The sequence below is a fragment of the Streptomyces sp. NPDC047525 genome (assembly GCF_040643025.1).
GTDB classification, from domain to species: domain Bacteria; phylum Actinomycetota; class Actinomycetes; order Streptomycetales; family Streptomycetaceae; genus Streptomyces; species Streptomyces durmitorensis.
The window spans coordinates 359558-376831 of record NZ_JBEYTL010000003.1 but is presented as its reverse complement, the minus strand read 5'-3'; the positions used below and the strand labels follow the sequence as shown (position 1 = coordinate 376831).

At 70.6% G+C, this 17274-nt stretch carries 15 protein-coding genes; 8 read left to right on the top strand and 7 right to left on the bottom strand.

Going from position 1 to position 17274, the window contains the following annotated elements; translation table 11 throughout:
- Positions 1–328 precede the first annotated feature (328 nt).
- Positions 329–1978: a cytochrome bc complex cytochrome b subunit gene (locus ABZ833_RS10650; RefSeq protein WP_361043951.1), complete on the top strand. Its 1650-nt coding sequence runs from the start codon at positions 329–331 to the stop codon at positions 1976–1978.
- A gap of 10 nt (positions 1979–1988) precedes the next feature.
- Here the strand turns inward: ABZ833_RS10650 and ABZ833_RS10645 are convergent, their stop codons facing one another.
- On the bottom strand, positions 1989–2372 hold the full coding sequence (locus tag ABZ833_RS10645; RefSeq protein ID WP_361043948.1) for a YrdB family protein: 384 nt from the start codon (positions 2370–2372) through the stop codon (positions 1989–1991).
- An 84-nt stretch (positions 2373–2456) separates the two neighbouring features.
- Here ABZ833_RS10645 and ABZ833_RS10640 point away from each other — a divergent pair, with 84 nt between their 5' ends.
- Entirely contained in the window at positions 2457–3086 is a 630-nt protein-coding gene (locus ABZ833_RS10640; RefSeq protein ID WP_361043946.1) for a TetR/AcrR family transcriptional regulator, read from the top strand.
- 40 nt (positions 3087–3126) lie between these two features.
- Positions 3127–3987, top strand: a complete 861-nt coding sequence (locus tag ABZ833_RS10635) for a metallophosphoesterase (RefSeq protein ID WP_361043944.1) — start codon at positions 3127–3129, stop codon at positions 3985–3987.
- Positions 3988–3993: 6 nt separating this feature from the next.
- Here the strand turns inward: ABZ833_RS10635 and ABZ833_RS10630 are convergent, their stop codons facing one another.
- The 6 genes from ABZ833_RS10630 to ABZ833_RS10605 all read right to left on the bottom strand — a co-directional run bounded on the left by ABZ833_RS10630 (position 3994) and on the right by ABZ833_RS10605 (position 11438).
- Positions 3994–4962 carry an ADP-ribosylglycohydrolase family protein gene (locus ABZ833_RS10630; RefSeq protein WP_361043941.1) on the bottom strand — a complete coding sequence of 323 codons (969 nt, stop codon included), beginning with the start codon at positions 4960–4962 and terminating at the stop codon, positions 3994–3996.
- Positions 4959–7202, bottom strand: a complete 2244-nt coding sequence (locus tag ABZ833_RS10625) for a terpene synthase family protein (protein ID WP_361043939.1) — start codon at positions 7200–7202, stop codon at positions 4959–4961. Before ABZ833_RS10625 ends, ABZ833_RS10630 begins: the two co-directional genes overlap by 4 nt.
- 120 nt (positions 7203–7322) lie before the next feature.
- Entirely contained in the window at positions 7323–8891 is a 1569-nt protein-coding gene (locus ABZ833_RS10620; protein ID WP_361043937.1) for an AbgT family transporter, read from the bottom strand.
- Between the two features lie 46 nt (positions 8892–8937).
- Complete coding sequence (locus tag ABZ833_RS10615; protein ID WP_361043934.1) at positions 8938–9879, bottom strand: PHB depolymerase family esterase; 942 nt, start codon at positions 9877–9879, stop codon at positions 8938–8940.
- Between the two features lie 69 nt (positions 9880–9948).
- A complete protein-coding gene (locus ABZ833_RS10610; RefSeq protein ID WP_361043931.1) occupies positions 9949–10746 on the bottom strand; it encodes a creatininase family protein in 798 nt (265 codons plus the stop codon).
- Entirely contained in the window at positions 10743–11438 is a 696-nt protein-coding gene (locus ABZ833_RS10605) for a GntR family transcriptional regulator (RefSeq protein ID WP_361043929.1), read from the bottom strand. The genes ABZ833_RS10610 and ABZ833_RS10605 overlap by 4 nt, the downstream gene beginning before the upstream one ends.
- 232 nt (positions 11439–11670) lie before the next feature.
- On the opposite strand from ABZ833_RS10605, the gene ABZ833_RS10600 reads away from it, so the two are divergent.
- The 5 genes from ABZ833_RS10600 (at position 11671) to ABZ833_RS10580 (ending at position 17243) form a co-directional block, all read left to right on the top strand.
- Positions 11671–13632 carry a beta-N-acetylglucosaminidase domain-containing protein gene (locus ABZ833_RS10600; RefSeq protein ID WP_361043926.1) on the top strand — a complete coding sequence of 654 codons (1962 nt, stop codon included), beginning with the start codon at positions 11671–11673 and terminating at the stop codon, positions 13630–13632.
- Positions 13633–13876: 244 nt separating this feature from the next.
- Entirely contained in the window at positions 13877–14725 is an 849-nt protein-coding gene (locus ABZ833_RS10595) for a TetR/AcrR family transcriptional regulator (RefSeq protein ID WP_361043924.1), read from the top strand.
- Between the two features lie 91 nt (positions 14726–14816).
- Complete coding sequence (locus ABZ833_RS10590) at positions 14817–15713, top strand: 3-keto-5-aminohexanoate cleavage protein (protein ID WP_361043922.1); 897 nt, start codon at positions 14817–14819, stop codon at positions 15711–15713.
- Positions 15714–15744: 31 nt separating this feature from the next.
- Positions 15745–16740 (top strand): 3-hydroxyacyl-CoA dehydrogenase NAD-binding domain-containing protein, encoded by a 996-nt coding sequence (locus tag ABZ833_RS10585; RefSeq protein WP_361043919.1) that lies wholly within the window; start codon positions 15745–15747, stop codon positions 16738–16740.
- A complete protein-coding gene (locus tag ABZ833_RS10580) occupies positions 16737–17243 on the top strand; it encodes a thioesterase family protein (RefSeq protein WP_361043916.1) in 507 nt (168 codons plus the stop codon). Before ABZ833_RS10585 ends, ABZ833_RS10580 begins: the two co-directional genes overlap by 4 nt.
- The last annotated feature ends 31 nt before the right edge of the window (positions 17244–17274 follow it).

Genomic DNA, 17274 nt, shown 5'->3' with positions numbered 1-17274 from the left:
GCTCAGGAAAGGCGGTACGGCTCCCGCGTCGAAGTGCGGGAGGCGTCGCCGAGCACCAGGCCGGGCACCGCGCCGAGCGTCATGACGGGCTCCTTGAGGAGAGGGCCGTGGAGAGGGCCTTGAAGGTGGCCTTGGAGACGGGCCGTGAGGAAGAGCGAATGTCTCACACGGGACGGCGGCCCGGCAATCGACTTCTCGGCCCCTTGGATCCGTCGGCCCTGCCGGTCCTGACCAGCGCGTCCGATGATCCTCAACTACCGGTCAGGCAGGGCCTGTTGGCGCGGGGAACCCCTTGATCTAGCCTGGTAGCCGCCTGAGGGGGAGTCGAATGAGCGGAAGCGTCGAGCACACCCGGGACAGCAAACGTCCGGCTCCGGCCGGCAAGGGGGAGCGGGTCGCCGACTGGGCGGACGGCCGCCTCGGCATCAACACCCTGGCCAAGAGCCAGATGCGCAAGATCTTCCCTGACCACTGGTCCTTCATGTTCGGGGAGATCTGCCTCTACAGCTTCCTGATCCTGATCCTCACCGGCATCTATCTGACGCTGTTCTTCGAGCCGAGCGGATCCGAGGTCATCTACGACGGCGTCTACACGCCGCTCAAGGGCATCCAGATGACCCGGGCGTTCGAGTCCACGGTCGAGATCAGCATGGAAGTGCGCGGCGGGCTGCTGATCCGGCAGATCCACCACTGGGCCGCGATCGTCTTCGTCGCCGCCATGCTCGTGCACATGATGCGGGTGTTCTTCACCGGCGCCTTCCGCAAGCCGCGTGAGGTCAACTGGCTGTTCGGCTGGACGCTCCTGTTCCTCGGGATCATCACCGGCCTCACCGGCTACTCGCTCCCGGACGACCTGCTCTCGGGCACCGGCATCCGCTTCGCACAGGGGGCGATCCTGTCCGCCCCGGTCGTGGGGACGTATCTCTCCTTCTTCCTCTTCGGCGGAGAGTTCCCGGGCGACGCCATCATTCCGCGGCTCTTCAGCGTCCATGTCCTGCTGTTGCCGGGGATCATGCTGGGGCTCGTCGTCGCCCACCTGATCCTGGTCTTCTACCACAAGCACACCCAGTTCGCCGGGCCGGGCAAGACCGAGAAGAACGTGGTCGGGGCGCCCTTCCTGCCCATCTACATCGCCAAGGCGGGCGGCTTCTTCTTCCTGGTCTTCGGCGTCCTGGCGATCATGGGTGCGGTCGCCACCATCAACCCGGTGTGGGTGATCGGGCCCTACCGCCCGGACCTGGTCTCCACGGGCGCTCAACCCGACTGGTATCTGGGCTTCTCCGAAGGTCTGATCCGGGTGATGCCCAGCTGGGAGATCAATGTCTGGGGGCACACGCTCGAACTGGGTGTCTTCATCCCGTTCTCGCTCTTCCCGCTGATCCTGATGGCCATCGCCGTCTATCCGTTCATCGAGGCCTGGGTCACCGGCGACAAGCGCGAGCACCACATCGCGGACCGGCCGCGCAACGCCCCGGTGCGCACCGGGCTCGGCGTGGCGTGGCTGACGCTGTTCGCCGTACTGATGGTGGGCGGCGGCAACGACGTCTGGGCCACGCACTTCCATCTCTCCATCAACGGGATCACGTGGTTCGTGCGGATCGCGTGCTTCGTCGGTCCGGTGCTCGCCTTCTTCGTGACCCACCGATGGTGCATGGGGCTGCAGCTCCGCGACCGTGAGAAGGCGCTGCACGGCCGGGAGAGCGGCACGATCAAACGCCTGCCCCACGGTGAGTACGTGGAGGTGCATGTCCCGCTCTCGCAGGGCGAGCTGTACACCCTGACCGCGCACGAGCAGCCCAAGCCGTACGAGATCGGCCCCGAGGTCGACGCGCAGGGCGTGGCGCGCAAGGTCACCCGGGGCGAGCGGATGCGGGCACGCCTCGGCCGGGCCATGTACGGACCGTCGGCGCAGGTGCCCAAGGCGACTCCCGAGGAGTATCTGGAGATCCAGCAGGGCGGCGGGGACGGGCACCACTGACGCCACCCCGTCACTTCGTCAGGAGCCACCAGACCCGGTCGTAGGCGAGGACGTGGTAGACGACGAGGGCGATGAGGAACCAGCGGGCGACCCGGCGGATCTCCAGCTGGTAGAGGGCCGCGACCGCCCCGAAGAACACGGCGAGTTCGAGGAGCAGCCGGATCGGGCCCGGCGTCTCGTAGTCGGTCTCGCCCGAGCGTGACTCGTCGCCCGAGACGGCGAAGGCGCCCCAGGCCCAGCCGACGAAGACGGGTAACGCGACGACGGTGAGCCAGCGCCACGGCGACGGTGTCCTGCGCCACGCCCACAGACCGAGACAGCCCAGCGCGAAAAGTTCGAAGAGGAAGCGGAACAGCAGCATGGCCGGGTTGTAGGCCAGGGCGAGGGCGGTCAACGTGCCTCCACAGTAGGCGACTTGGGCGCATCATAATTACGCTACGGCAGTTTCGTAAATAGGGGGCCGGTTAAACTCATGGCCATGACCACCACCGCCCGACGCGGCCGCCCCCGGGGGGAAGGAACCGACGCCCGCATCCTCGGGGCGGCGCACGAACTGCTCCTGGAGCGCGGGTACGACGGCTACTCGATGGACGAGGTCGCCCAGCGGGCCGAAGTCGCCAAGACCACGCTCTACCGGCGCTGGCCCACCAAGGACCACCTCATCGTCGCCGTCGTCGCCAAGATCCAGGACGACGTCCCGGTGACGGACACCGGAGACATCCGGCACGACCTGGTCACGTACCTCGAAGCCATCGTGGCGGGCCTTGACCGCATGCGCCGGGTCGGCGCGTCGGCGGATGGCCCGTCGGCCGGTCTGGTCGCGGAGATCGTCGCGGCCGCCGCCCGCCATCCGGACGTGGGCCAGGCGGTACGGGCGGTCTTCGCCCGCCGCAACGCAACTCCGCTCGCGCTCCTGGAGAGCGCACGGGCACGCGGTGACCTGAACCCCGACGCCCGGCCGGACGTGATCTTCGACGAGCTGGCGGGCGCGGTCTACTACCGCCTGCTGATCACCGGCGAGCCCTTCGGCGGTGACTACGCCTCCCGCCTCGTCGACCAGGTCCTGGCCGGAGCCCGTACGCCGTCCCCGCGCGCCGAACGAAGCTGATCGCGCCACGCCGCGTCAGCACTGCGGTTAGCCTCACAGAGTGACACAAGTACCTGAGAAGACGCCGAAGTTATACGCCATCAGCGATCTGCACGTCGCGTACGACGACAACCGGAAGTTCCTCGATTCCCTGCGCCCGGAGACCGACGAGGACTGGCTGATCGTCGCGGGGGACACCGCCGAGCGCATGGCCGACGTCGAATGGGCGATGCGCACCCTCACCGATCGCTTCGCCAAGGTGGTGTGGACCCCGGGCAACCACGAACTGTGGACGCCCCGCGACGACCCGAACCAGTTGCGCGGCGAGGCCCGCTACCGCCACCTCGTGGACCTGTGCCGTTCCTTGGGCGCCGCGACCCCGGAGGACCCCTACCCGGTGTGGCGCGGCGAGGGCGGCCCGGTCACCGTGGCCCCGCTGTTCCTGCTCTACGACTACACGTTCCGCCCCGAAGGCACGTACGCGAAGCGGGACGCGCTCAAGGCCGCGCACGCGGCGGGCGTCGTCTGCACCGACGAGATGCTGCTGCATCCCGACCCCTACCCGGGCCGTGACGACTGGTGCCGCGCCCGCGTGGCGTTCACCGAGGAGATGCTCGCCCGGCGGACGCCCGGCCTGCCCACGGTGCTCATCAACCACTGGCCACTGGTGCGCGACCCCACGCGGATCCTGCACTACCCGGAGTTCGCCCTGTGGTGCGGCACCGAGCTGACCGCCGACTGGCACGTGAAGTACGAGGCGGCGGCCGTCGTCTACGGCCATCTGCACATCCCCCGCACCACCTGGCACGACGGAGTCCGCTTCCAGGAGGTCTCGGTCGGCTACCCGCGCGAGTGGCGCCGCGACTTTCACCCCGACCCGCGGCTACGCCAGATCCTGCCGGAGCCGCGCGAGGACGGATAGGGATGGTCAGCCGGTCCGGGCCGTCCGGGGCGCGGCAAGGCGGTGGGCGAGATCGACGAGGTCGGCGAGGCGCAGCGTCCGGCCCGGCCTGGCGGAGCCCGGGAGCGGGACGTGCAGGGGAGCCGTCCAGCGGGCGGGGATCGCGGTGAGGCCGTAACGGGCACCGGCAAGGGCGCCGGTGACCGCGGCCACCGTGTCCGTGTCGCCGCCGAGATCGACCGCCGCGCGGACCGCGTCCTCGTACGTGGACGTGGCGCGCAGCGCCCAGACCGCCGAGCCCAGACAGGTCCAGACGGCGCCGTTGAACTCGGTGGCGTCGTCCGGGTGCCAGTAGGGGGCCAGCGCGAGCGCGTACCGGTCGCGGTGGTCCGGGTGGACCAGGGCCAGCGTCTGCGGAAGGCGGTCCAGGGGATCGGCGCCCTCCAGCGTCAGGCGCAGCAGCTCGTGGAAGATCGCCGTGCCTTCCCAGGCCGCACGGTCGCCGTGCGTGAGGGCGGCGATGCTGCGGGCCGCGTCCATCGTGGCCGCCCTGCCGTCGAGGGCGAAGTAGAGGGCCGCCGTCGTGGCGCGCATCAGTGAACCGTTGCCCGCGGCCCGCGTGTTGACCTGGAAGTGGACCTGGGCGGCGAGGTCCCACGGCAGTCCGTTCGTCAGGACGTCCTCCGTCTGGAGGCCGATGTCCTTGGGCTCGGCCGCCGCCCACCGCTGGAACCGGCCGAAGACGTCCGGCAGGTCGAGACCCGCGTGCGCGAGCAGCGAGTCGGCGACATGCACCGCCATCTGCGTGTCGTCCGTCGCCTCCCCGGCGTCCCAGCCGCCGCCACCGCACATCTCCCCGCCCCGGCCGGGCCCGGGGAAACGCGCGGAGAAGTCACCCGCGAGCCCGAACTCGAAGGGCGCCCCCAGCGCGTCGCCCACGGCGGATCCGACGAGGGCGCCCGCGGCGCGCTGGGCGCGGTCAGGGAGGAGACTCATGAGGGCAGGCTAATGGTCCCTTCCATCTGACGGTCGACGGCGAGACCGAACTCCCGCAGCCAGTCCGGACGTACGGCCGCCATGCCGAACCCCGACGGCGTCCGCAGCGGGCCGTGCGACAGATCTTCCTCGCGGTAGCGGCGGCAGTCGCGGTGCCAGGTGTAGATGCCCGCCATCCAGTTCTCCAGCTCGCGCACATAGCCGTCGAGGATGTCCCGCGTCTCCTGCGGCAGGCCGAAGTCGTCGTACAGGGCGGGCAGTTCGTGGGCCGCGACGTGCTGGAACTGGCTCAGCCGCGACTTCATCAGGTCGTCGATGATGCCGAGCGCCGCCGGATAGTCGCAGCCGAAGAAGTTCTGCACGACGAGGATGCCGTTGTGGACCTCGCCCTCGTACTCGATCTCCTTCTGGTACGAGAAAACGTCGTTCATCAGGGCCGAGTAGTCGCTGGCCGCGTTCTCCAGGGCCTGCATCGGGCCCGTGCGGTAGATCTCCTGGGGCACCTGCGGGCCGTTGCCGAGGCGGCACAGGCTCATCGTGAGCGGGGAGCCGAAGGTGAGGCGGCGCATCTCGATGTAGTCGACGGGGTCGGGGATACGGTTCTGCGCCTGGTTGTCCAGCTCCCAGAGCCAGCTGGCCGTCATGACCTCGATGGCGGTCCGCAGCGTGCGGCGCGCCTCCTCGTCCATCGGGCCCGCGGTGCGCGCCCACAGGTCGGCGAGGCCCCGCTCCAGCGCGCTCGTCGGTGCCGGCATGCCGGTGAGGTCCAGCGGCATGAAGAGCGAGAGCCGGTCGTTGCAGAGCTTGGCTCCCGCGAGGTCGCGGGGCCTGCCGAAGACCACGGGGAAGTAGTCGTCGCCGTACGTCCCCCAGGTCAGCCAGTGCGCGCTCAGGTCGAGGGCTTCGAGTGTCGCGTCCGGGTCGAGGCCCGCCGAGCAGAGCGGGAAGTCGTAGCCCTCCAGCTTGCGCGCGTCCCAGATGTCCGAACTCGGCACCCCGGCCTGCGGTTCGAGCATGCCCATCCGCTCCGCCCACTGGACGGTGCGCGGGCGCGAAGCCTCCAGGTGCGGCGAGAGCCGGGTCTCGAACGGCAGGTCGAAGTCGGGGAGCCGGGACGGCCCGACCCGCTGGAAGGGGACATGGGTGTGGCCGCGCAGCCGCTCCGCACCCGTGGTCGCGATCAGCGCCTTGATCCCGGCGGCCGACGTGCCGGGGCCCGTGGGCCCCGCGAGCGGCGAAGGAGCGGCGCCGCCCTTGTTCATGTAGCGGCTGGACACCATGTGCCACTCGTGCCCGCCGGACTGCCAGTCCTGAAGACCCTTGGTGTACGCGAGCACGTCCGCGCACTGCTTCGGGGGCAGTCCGGTCCGGGCGAAGAGCGGGGCGAGTTCGGTCAGCGCCGTGTGCTCGAACTGCTGCATCCGCGAGGTCAGGAGGTCGTTCACGGCCTCCGCCGCCTCCTGTGTGCTGCAGTCGAGGAACTTCTCCAGGACCAGGACGCCATTGGAGAGTTCGCCCTCGTCCTCGATCTCGCGCTGGTACGAGAAGAGGTCGTTGCGCAGGTGCACGGCGTCGGAGAACGTCTCCTTGAGGACGCGCAGAGGCCTGGAACCGGCGACGGCCGGGGGGACCTCGGCGCCCGTCGCGTACTCGACGAGCCCCGCCGACCAGGGCGCGCCGCCCACCTTGCGGCGCATCTCGATGTACTCGACGGGGTTGGCGACCCGGCCCTCGTTGATGTTCGAGAGCTCCCACAGGGATTCGTTGAGCAGATTCTCCGTGCTCTCCGCGAACCGCGCCCGCCAGTCCTTGGACATGAACGGCACCGTGCGCGCCCACAGGTCCGCGAGACCCGCCTCGACGGGATTCGTCGGCTCCGGCACGGGCGCGGTCATGTCCATCGGCATGAAGGCGGGCAGCCGGTCGAGATAGGCCTTGCCGCCCTCGCGGTCCTGCGTCCGCTTGAACAGTTCGAGGAAGTGGTCGTCGAAGAAGAACACCCACACATACCAGTCGGTGATCAGGGACAGGGCGGGACTGTCGCAGTCGGGGTGGGTGTAGGCGCACAGCAGTGCGTAGTCGTGGGCGTCCAGGTCGCTCTGCTCCCAGACGCCCGACCCCTCCAGCATCCCCATGTCGCGCGCCCACTTCCCGGAGTGCTCCCTGGCCTCTTCCACATGGGGGTTGAGGCCGGCGGGATGCGCCATGTAGAAGCTGGGCAGTTCGAAGGGCTGCGACATACGGCGATCTCCTCGCGCGGTGGCTTACGGGCAGCGGAGCACTACCCGCGCGGGGGTGAGCGATGCGGTGATCGTGGGAGTGTCACACCATCGCGTGATGAGCGGAGTTCAAACCCGTCGTCAGCGCACCGGGGCTCCCGGACCCAGTGGGATGCCGAGCGCCCACCAGGCGAGGAACAGCAGCGTCCAGGCGACGGTCATCGCGACGGCGAGAGGCAGCGTGTACGAGGCGAGCGTGCCGAGCCCCGCCGACTTGCGGTACCGCTGAAGGAAACCGAGCGCCATCACGAAGTACGGACTCATGGGCGTGATGGCCGTCGAACCGGAGTCGGCGATGCGGAAGAGCGCCTGCGTGGTCTCCGCCGGGACGTCCACGAGCATCAGCATCGGTACGAGGACGGGGGCGGCCAGGGCCCACATCGCGGACCCGCTGGTGACCATGATGTTCACGACCGTCAGGAGCAGCAGGATGAGCAGGAAGACGACCACGATGGGCAGTTGGCTGTGCTCGAGCGCCTCGGCCGCCTTGACGGCGAGGACGTCGCCGATGTGCGTCCAGTCGAAGTAGGCGAGGAACTGGGCGATGGCGAAGAACAGGACGAGCACCGGAGCCATCTGCTTGACGCCCTCGACCATCAGCTTCGGTACGTCACCGGGTTTGGCGACGGATCCGCTGCGGGCGCCGTAGACGATGCCGACGAGCGCGAAGAGGAACGCGACGATCGCCGCGATCCCGTCCAGGAGCGGTGACTCGACGATGCTTCCGCCGTCGCCGCGCAGGGGCGAGGAGGCGGGCAGGACGGCCGCGGTGAGGGCCGCGACGGCCACCAGGAAGGTGAGGCCCGCCCGGCGCAGGGCCGAGCGTTCCCGGTCGCTGAGGCTGAGGGCGCCGATGTCGTCGAGGTCCGCGTCCGGGTCGGCGTCGAGGTCGGGCCGCTTGCTCAGGACGAAGCGGGTCACGAGGGTGATGACGGCGGCGAGGAGCAGGGAGGAGGCGATGTTGAAGAACCAGTTGCTCAGCGGCGAGACGTACGCGTCGTCGCCGCCCGCGATCTTCGCGGCGGTCGTGGTGATCCCGGCGAAGATGGCGTCGTTCGGTGTCGGCACGGGACTCGCGTCGTAGCCGGAGGCGATGGCGGTGTAGGCGACGACGATGCCGAGGACGGGGGAGCGGCCCACGGCACGGAAGGCGAGCCCGCCGAGCGGTACGAGGATGACGTAGGCGGCGGCGGACGCGACATGGGCCACCGTGCCCGCGAAGGCGACCGCGAAGACCACCCAGGAGGCGGGCACGCGGGAGACGCCGACCTTCATCAACGCGGCCAGGAATCCGCTGCGTTCGGCGACGGCGACGCCCATGATGACCACCACGATGGTCGCCATCGGCGGGAACGCGGCGAAGTTCTCGATCATCGTCGAGACGGCCATCGCGAGTCCGTCCCCGCTGAGCAGGCTCTGTACGGCGACGCCCTTGCCGTCGCCGGGCGCGATGACGGAGACGCCGAACCCGGCGAGGACCGCGCTGATGACGGCGAGGACGCCGGAGAGTATCCAGAACAGCCAGAAGGGGTGCGGCAGAGCGTTCCCGGCGCGTTCGACGACGGCCATCGCGCGGATGATGCGGGGGAGCGGGGGTCCGTCGGGTGGTGGGGGTGGCGCGTCCGGCAGGGCGGGGGTCGGGGAGGACATGGCGGCTCCGCGGGGGTGGGTGAGGAGGGGACGAGGAGGGTGCGGCTCAGCGCAGGTGGTGGCGGCGGAGGAAGTTCCACAGGACTTCGTGGGCCTCGATGCTCTGTGTGGTGTATCCGCCACCGCTGTAGCTGTCGGCGCCGGGCCAGGTGTGACCGCCGTCGGTGACGGCCACATGGCGGACCTCGGCGCCGCCCGCGCAGTCGGTCCAGCGGGACTCGGTGATGTCGGGGGCCGTGGCCCGGTCCGGGACGCGGGTGCGGCAGCCGTCGCGGTCGGCCCAGGCGGTGAGCCAGTCCTTGAGCGCGGGCAGACCGCGGCCGGGGTCTCCGGCGTACGGGATGGTGGCGTCCCCGGTGCCGTGGAAATCGATGACGGGGACCGGGCGGGCGGGGCGGCAGTTCTCGCCGGTACCGGGATAGAAGGCGCCGGCGACGGGCGCGATCGCGGCGATCCGGCCGGACATGCGGCAGGCGAGGAGCGCGGTGAACCCGGCGCCGTTGGACTTCCCGGTGGCGTACACGCGCCGCCGGTCCACGCAGAGGCGGTCCTCCAGCGAGTCCAGCAGATCACCGGTGAACGCCACGTCGTCCACGCCGGGCGCGGCGTACGGAGCGCCTTGCCACGCCTGCCGCTGCCCGTCACCGGTGCCGACGACGCCCTCCGGATACGCGACGATCGCGGGCAGGGAGGACAGCTTGCTGAACTCCTCCGTGCCGCTGCCGGTGTTGCCACGCCCGTGGAAGGCGAGGACGACGGGCAGAGCGCGGTCGCCGGTGTACCCCTCGGGCAGGTGGAGCTGGTAGGTCCGGGTCAGACCGCCGCTGGTGAGGGTGTGCGGGACGGTGGTGCCGGGAGGCTGCGGGGCGTCCTGGCGGCAACCGGGGACACCCTCACGGGCAGCGGAGGGAGAGGCAAGGCCCACCCCCGCGAGCAGGGTGAGACCGGCGATGACAGAGGCGGCCGTGCGGGACAGTGCGCGTTTCAAGGCAGGCTCCTTCCGCCGACGGCGCGATGCGCGGACGGCTGACAGGGGGGCGGGTGTGCTGACGGAGAGTCAGCCGGTGGCGTCCAGCCACTCCTTGGCGAAGGTGACGATGCGGTGGACGGCGGCGTCGACGATCGCGCGGCCGTCCTCGGGCGTGGCGCGGCGCGGATCGCCGAGTACGCCGTTGGGGCTGAGCCGGTCGTACGGCAGGGTCAGGGCGGGGTGGCCGCCGCGGCGGGCGACGCGCGAGAGCGGGTCCAGGTCGTCCTGGGTGACAGAACCCGGGGCGAGGCGCTCGCCGTGCACCAACTCCGGTGCCAGGTAGAGCATTTGAGCGGTCTCCGCCTCCCCGCTGTGTCCATGGACCTCGCTGGGCCGCATCGCCGCCACCGCTTCCCCGGCGAGCGAGGTCAGGGGGGTCCAGGCGAACCGCAGGCCCGGATGGGTGACGAGCAGGTCCTGCGCGACGGTGGTGAGCGTGGCGTTGTTGCCGCCGTGCCCCGTGATCACGAGCACGTCACGCCAGCCGTGGCGGTGCAGGCTGTCGACGTAGTCACGGACGAGCGCGGCCAGCGTCCCCGTCGACAGGCTCACCGTGCCGGCGAAGGTCAGATGGTGCGGCGAGACCCCGATGCCGATCGAGGGCCCGACCACGGCGCGCCCGGCGAGCTGCGAGGCGACAAGGCCTGCGACGTGCTCCGCCCTGATGGTGTCGGTGGCCAGCGGCATCCCGGGCCCGTGCTGCTCGAAGGCGCCGGCGGGAACGATGACGAGAGGGCTGGCACGGACCGCGGCGGCGGCTTCGAGAGTGGTCATCTCGGCCAGGCGGTAGGGATGTTGAGGGCTCGGGGGAGCGGAGTCGCTCATCGGCCGCCCTCCTCGGGGAAGTCCGCCGCGGCGACGGCGTCGCGGATCGCCGTCAGGTGTTCACGGGTCAGGCGTTCCGCCGCCTCCGCGTCGCCCGCGCGCACCGCCTCGTAGATCTCGACGTGTTCGGCGTGGTCGCGCTCGCGGTCGTTGTAGCGGTGCCGGATCTCCACCTGCTCGCGCGCCCTCACGTACAGCAGCGCCTCGACGGCCTCACGGAGCAGCGTGTTGCCGCTGGCCGCGGCGAGCGCCACGTGGAAGTGCACGGACTGGCGCAGGGATTCCTCGGGCGGGAGCAGGGCGTTGCCGGATGCGACAGCCAACTGTGCGACGCCCTCGCCGACTTGGGCGCGGGCCGCGCTCGCGGCGATGGCCGGTTCCAGGACGAGGCGGGCGCCGACGAGCTCAAGGACCGAGGCGCGGTCGCTGCGCGGCTGATGCGGGTTGGCCAGGAGCCTTCGGTCCACGCCGGGGCCCACGTACGTCCCCGAACCGTGCCGGAACTCCACCACCTCGGTGGCCTCCAGCCTGCGCAGCGCCTCGCGCACGGTGGGCGTGGTGACCTCGAAGCGGCGGGCCAGCTCGCGGGAGGAGGCCAACGCGTCGCCGGGGGTAAGGCGTTCGGTGCGGATGATCTCGACTATGTCGTCCGCCAGACGCTCGGACAGGGAGGGCTGACTGCCGTAACTCATGAAGTGAATAAATCACTTGGTCTCTAGGGCGGTCAATACTCGTCACATCATGGGAATTTGACGTCTCCCGACCCCTTGTACACGACATCTTTCTCGATCTAGCCTGCTGGCGCTCAAGCGCTTCAGCTCAGCGGTCACCCGCAGTTCGTCAACCCTCCTCGCCCGTGGACAACGTTGCCAACGGGACGTGCCCCACCGCACCCGCACCCCCATCCCGAAGCCCGGAGGTCCCATGACACGCCCCACCCGCACGCTCAGACCGCGTACGGCGCTCCTCGCGCTGGCCGTCCTCGCCGTTCCGCTGGCACCGGCGGCCGCCGCCGCGCCCGCATCGGCCCAGGGGGAGGCCGCCCAGGAGGAATCCGTGACCCGCAAGCTCCCCGTCGTCTCCCCGACCCCGCAGCACATGGCCCGCGCCGGCGACGACGTGCCGCTCGCGCGGCGCGCCGAACTCGTGGTCGGTGATGCCGCCGAGGAAGCCGACGATGCGGCGCGGGGCCGTGTCACCGAGACGCTGCGCGCCCACGGGGTGCGCGACATCGACGTACGCGCGAAGGCGTCGGGCCGTGCCCCGCTGACCGTCCTGCTCGGCCCGGCGGCCCGGCCCGACATCGCGAAGGCGCTCGGCGCGACGAAGGTGCCGGAGCAGGCCGAGGGGTACGCGCTGCGGGCGAAGCACCGCACCGTCGCACTCGGCGGCAAGGACGCGACCGGCCAGTTCTACGCGGCGCAGACCCTCGGCCAGCTGATCTCCAAGGGGCGGATAGCGGGGGCGGAGATCTCCGACTTCCCCGCCATGCCGCTGCGCGGCAGCATCGAGGGGTTCTACGGCCCGCCCTGGACCGAGGCCGAACGCCTCGACCAGATGGACTTCCTGGGCGACACCAAGGCCAATACGTACGTCTACGCGCCCAAGGACGACCCCTACCACCGCGAGAAGTGGCGCGACCCCTACCCGGCGGACAAGCTCACCGAGCTGGGCAAACTGATCGACCGCGCGACCGCCAACCACGTGCGCTTCACCTTCGCGGTCTCGCCGGGCGGCTCCATCTGCTACTCGGATCCGGCGGACGTCAAGGCGCTGACGGCGAAGCTCCAGGCGATGTACGACCTGGGGGTGCGGTCCTTCTCCGTTCCGCTGGACGACATCAGCTACACCAAGTGGAACTGCGACGCCGACAAGGCGAAGTTCGGCGAGCCCGGCCGTGGCCCCGCGGCCAAGGCGCAGGTGGGGCTCCTCAACACCATCCAGCGGGACTTCATCGCGCAGCACGAGGGGGCCAATCCGCTGCAGATGGTGCCCACGGAGTACGGCGACCTCACGGACACCGCGTACAAGCAGACGATGCGGGCCGAGCTCGACGGCGCCGTGGAGGTGATGTGGACCGGCACGGACGTGGTGCCGCCGGAGATCACCAACTCCCAGGCGGAGAAGGCCGCCGAGCTGTTCGGGCGGAAGGTGTTCGTCTGGGACAACTACCCGGTGAACGACTTCGCGCGCACGGCAGGGCGGCTGCTTCTCGCGCCCTACGACAAGCGTGAGCCCGGTCTGTCCGGTCACCTGAGCGGCATCGTGTCCAACCCGATGAACCAGGAAGGAGCCAGCAAGCTCGCCGTCTTCACCATGAACGACTTCTCGTGGAACGACCGGGGGTACGAGCGGGAGCGGTCGGGGCGGCAGGCTGCGCTGTATCTCGCCGGGGGCGACAAGCGGGTCGCCGACGCGGTGCAGACGTTCGTGGACCTCAACCACGCGGCGCCCACGTTCGGCGAGTCGAACTGGCAGCCGCAGTCGCCCGTGCTCGGGCCGAAGCTGGATGCCTTCTGGAAGCGGTACGAGAGTGATCCCGCCGGGGCCCTGCGGGCCTTGCGGCCCACCGCTCGGGAGATCGAGAAGGTCCCCGCGGTGCTGCGCTCCGGGGTGCCGGACGCGCAGTTCCTCCACGACGCGAAGCAGTGGCTCGACGCGACGGAGCTGTGGGGTGCCGCGCTGGGGCATGGGCTCGCGGCGCTGTCCGCTGCCGAGGAGGGGGACGGAGCGGAGGCCGCGCGGGAGCGTGCGGCGATGGAGTCCCTCGCGGGACAGGCGCGGGCGATTTCCGTCGACCCGGCCGAGCATCATCAGCTGGGGCAGGTGAAGGTCGCTGATCCGTTCCTGGACGAGTTCGTGAAGGGGGTCCAGGACAGGGTCTAGCCCCCGGGCTTCTTGGCGGATCTCTCTCTCACCCACCCACCCGTTTACCCCGCAGTGCAGGGGGGAGCGGGTGGGTGGGTGTGCGTGGTGGCCCGGTCTCCTCGCCCCCGCCCTTGTCGTGACCCGCTGGGGCCCCATTGCGATAACTGATACGTCAGTCAGGGTCGCAACCCAGGCCAGTAGCTGCGAAAAGGCGCGCCCCGCAGATTGCGATCAGCGCAACGCCCAGGTAGCGTGACCGCCCATGCAGCAAGACCCCGAGGTCGCGGACCGAGTCCGCAAGGTCATCGCCGACGCCGGCGCGACCCAGCGCGAATTCGCCCGCCGCATCGTGATGGACCCCTCCAAGCTCTCCCGCTCCCTCGGCGGCACCCGCCGCTTCACCGCGGCGGAGCTGGCCCGCATCGCGGACACCGGCGGCGTGGACGCGGGCTGGCTCCTGGGCACCCAGCACGTGGCACCCCCGGCCCACAGGGAACGCACCGCCGCCGCCCCGGAAGGCGGCCGCCCCCTCCAGATCGTCCGCGAAACCGTGCGCCTCGTGGCCGAGCGCGGCTTCCACGCCGTACGCGTCGCGGACATCGCCGAAGCCTGCGCCACCAGCACCGCCGCCATCCACTACCACTTCCCGGGCCGCGACGACCTCCTGGAGGCCGCCGTCCGCTGGTGCATGGACGAGGACACCGCACGCCGCGCGGCCCGCATCGCCGACGCGGCCGACGCCGCCGACGAGCTGCGTCAGCTGATCGAGCTCCAGACGCCGCGCACCCCGCAGCAGCGCTGGCAGTGGAGCGTCTGGCTCGACCTGTGGGCGGAGGCCGCCCGCTCCACCGCCGTCGGACGGCTGCACGCCGACTACTACCGGCAGTGGCGCGCGACTGTCGCCGACGTCATCCGGCGCGGGGTCGACCAGGGCGTGTTCCGCCTCGTCGATCCGCAGTCCGCCGCGCTCCGGCTGACCGCGCTGATCGACGGCCTCGCCACCCAGGTGCTCGCCTCCACGCCCGGCACCGACGGCACGACCCCCGACGACATGCACGAGGCGCTGCTCGTGTACGTGGACGCGACGCTCGCGGCGCCGCGCGGCGCGTAGCCGCCCCGCGACGCCTCTCCACGAGAGCGCAGAGCAGTAGAAAAGCAGAGCGTCAGAACCCCAACACCCCACCCCTGAGGGAGAGTTCACCATGCCCGTGAATCAAGACGTCATCATCACCGCCGCCCTCACCGGCGCGGGCGACACCGTACGCAAGAGTCCCCACGTCCCGGTCACCCCCGAGCAGATAGCCACCTCCGCCGTGGAGGCCGCCGAGGCCGGCGCCGCCGTCGTGCACATCCACGTGCGCGACCCCGAGACAGGCGACCCCTCGCGCGACCCTCGCCTCTACCGCGAGGTCGTCGAGCGCATCAAGGAGACCGGCACCGACGTCGTCATCAACCTCACCGCGGGCATGGGCGGCGACCTCGTCATCGACCCCGTCCAGCCGCTGAAGGACCTCGGCGAGCTGCCCGGCACCGACCTCGTCGGCGGCCTGGAGCGCCTCCCGCACGTCGAGGACCTGCTGCCCGACATCTGCACCCTGGACTGCGGCTCCCTCAACTTCGGCGACAACCTCTACATCTCCACCCCCGACATGCTCCGCCAGGGCGCCAAGCGCATCCAGGAGCTGGGCGTAAGGCCCGAGTTGGAGATCTTCGACACCGGTCAGCTCTGGTTCGCCAAGCAGCTCCTCGCGGAAGGGCTGCTCGACAACCCCACCGTCTTCCAGCTCTGCATGGGCATCCCGTGGGGCGCCCCCGCCGACCCGGGTGTCCTCCAGGCCATGGTCAACATGCTCCCCGAAGGCGCCCAGTGGGCCAGCTTCGCGCTCGGCCGCATGCAGATGCCGTGGGTGGCCCAGTCCATCCTGCTCGGCGGCCAGGTCCGCGTCGGCCTCGAGGACAACCTCTACCTCGGCAAGGGCAACAAGGTCTCCAACGCCCAACTCGTCGAGCGCGCCGTGCAGATCACCGAGAACCTCGGCTCGCGCGTCGCGACGCCGGACGAGGCCCGCCAGAAGCTCGGCCTCAAGCCCCGCGCCTGACGCCCCCCCCACGACGAGTAGGACCCCCTCCATGAACGACATCACCACGCCCCCCGCCCCCTGCGCCCCCGAAGACGTACGCCGTATCGCCTGCGTCGGCGCCGGAGTGATCGGCGGCGGCTGGGTCGCCCACTACCTCGCCCGCGGCTACGACGTCACCGCCTGGGACCCGGCCCCCGACGCCGAGCACAAGCTCCGCCGCCTGGTCGACGCCGCCTGGCCCGCGCTGACGCAGCTCGGTCTCGCCGAAGGGGCTTCCCCGGACCGGCTCACCGTCACCGCCACCCTCCAAGAGGCCGTCGCCGACGCCCAGTTCGTGCAGGAGAGCGCCCCCGAGAAGCTGGAGCTCAAGCGGGATCTGCTGGCACAGCTCGACGCCGCCGCGCCCGCCGGAGTCGTCATCGCCTCCTCCACCTCCGGCTACCCGATGACCGACATGCAGACCGAGGCCGCCGATCCCGGCCGCCTCGTCGTCGGACACCCCTTCAACCCGCCCTACCTGATCCCGCTCGTCGAGGTGGTGGGCGGCGACAAGACGGCCCCGCACGCGGTCACTTGGACCTCCCGCTTCTACGAGGTCGCGGGCAAGTCCGTGATCACCATGGCGAGCGAGGTGCCCGGCTTCATAGCCAACCGCCTTCAGGAGGCGCTCTGGCGCGAGGCGCTGCACATGGTCGCCAACGGCGAGGCCACGGTGAAGGAGATCGACGACTCGATCACCGAAGGCCCCGGTCTGCGCTGGGCGTTCATGGGTCCCATGCTCACCTTCGCGCTCGCGGGCGGCGAGGGCGGCATGGCCCACATGCTCGACCACTTCGGCCCGTCCCTGAAGTCGCCGTGGACGCGCCTCGAAGCACCCGAGCTGGACAAGGAGTTGTACGACGCCGTGGTCGCCGGATGCGACGACGCGGCGGACGGCAGGACCATCGCCGACCTGGTCGCCGAGCGTGACCAGGGAGTCATCGACGTACTGCGGGCGACGGGACGCCTGCCCCAGCAGCGCACCGCACAGGAGGACACCAAGTGAGCGAGTCCCTGACCGTCGAGCCGCTGCCCCTCCTCCACCGGACCGTACGGCCCGAGTGGATCGACTACAACGGCCACATGAGCGAGGCGTTCTACGTCCTCGTCTTCGGCTACGCCACCGACGCCATGATGATCGAGACCGGTCTGCACGCGGGATACCGCGAGTCCACGGGCTGCTCCCTCTACACGGTCGAGGCGCACATCCGCTACCTCGACGACGTCGCGGAGGGCGCCCACCTCGCGGTCCGCACCCGCATCCTGGGCGCGGACGCCAAGAAGGCACGCTTCACCCACGAGCTGTACGTCGTGGAGGAAGCCGACGCGGAGATACCCGCGGACGCGGTCCCGGCGGCGACCACCGAACTCCTGGCCCTCCACGTAGACCAGAACGCGGGCCGGACGACCCCGTTCCCGGACACGATCCGCGACCACCTGAAGACCCTCGCGGAACCGGCCCCGGGATGGGCGGGCCGCTCTATCGGGGCAGTTCCCAAGGCCCCGTAAGGGGCGCGGGGAACTGCGCGACCGGCCACAT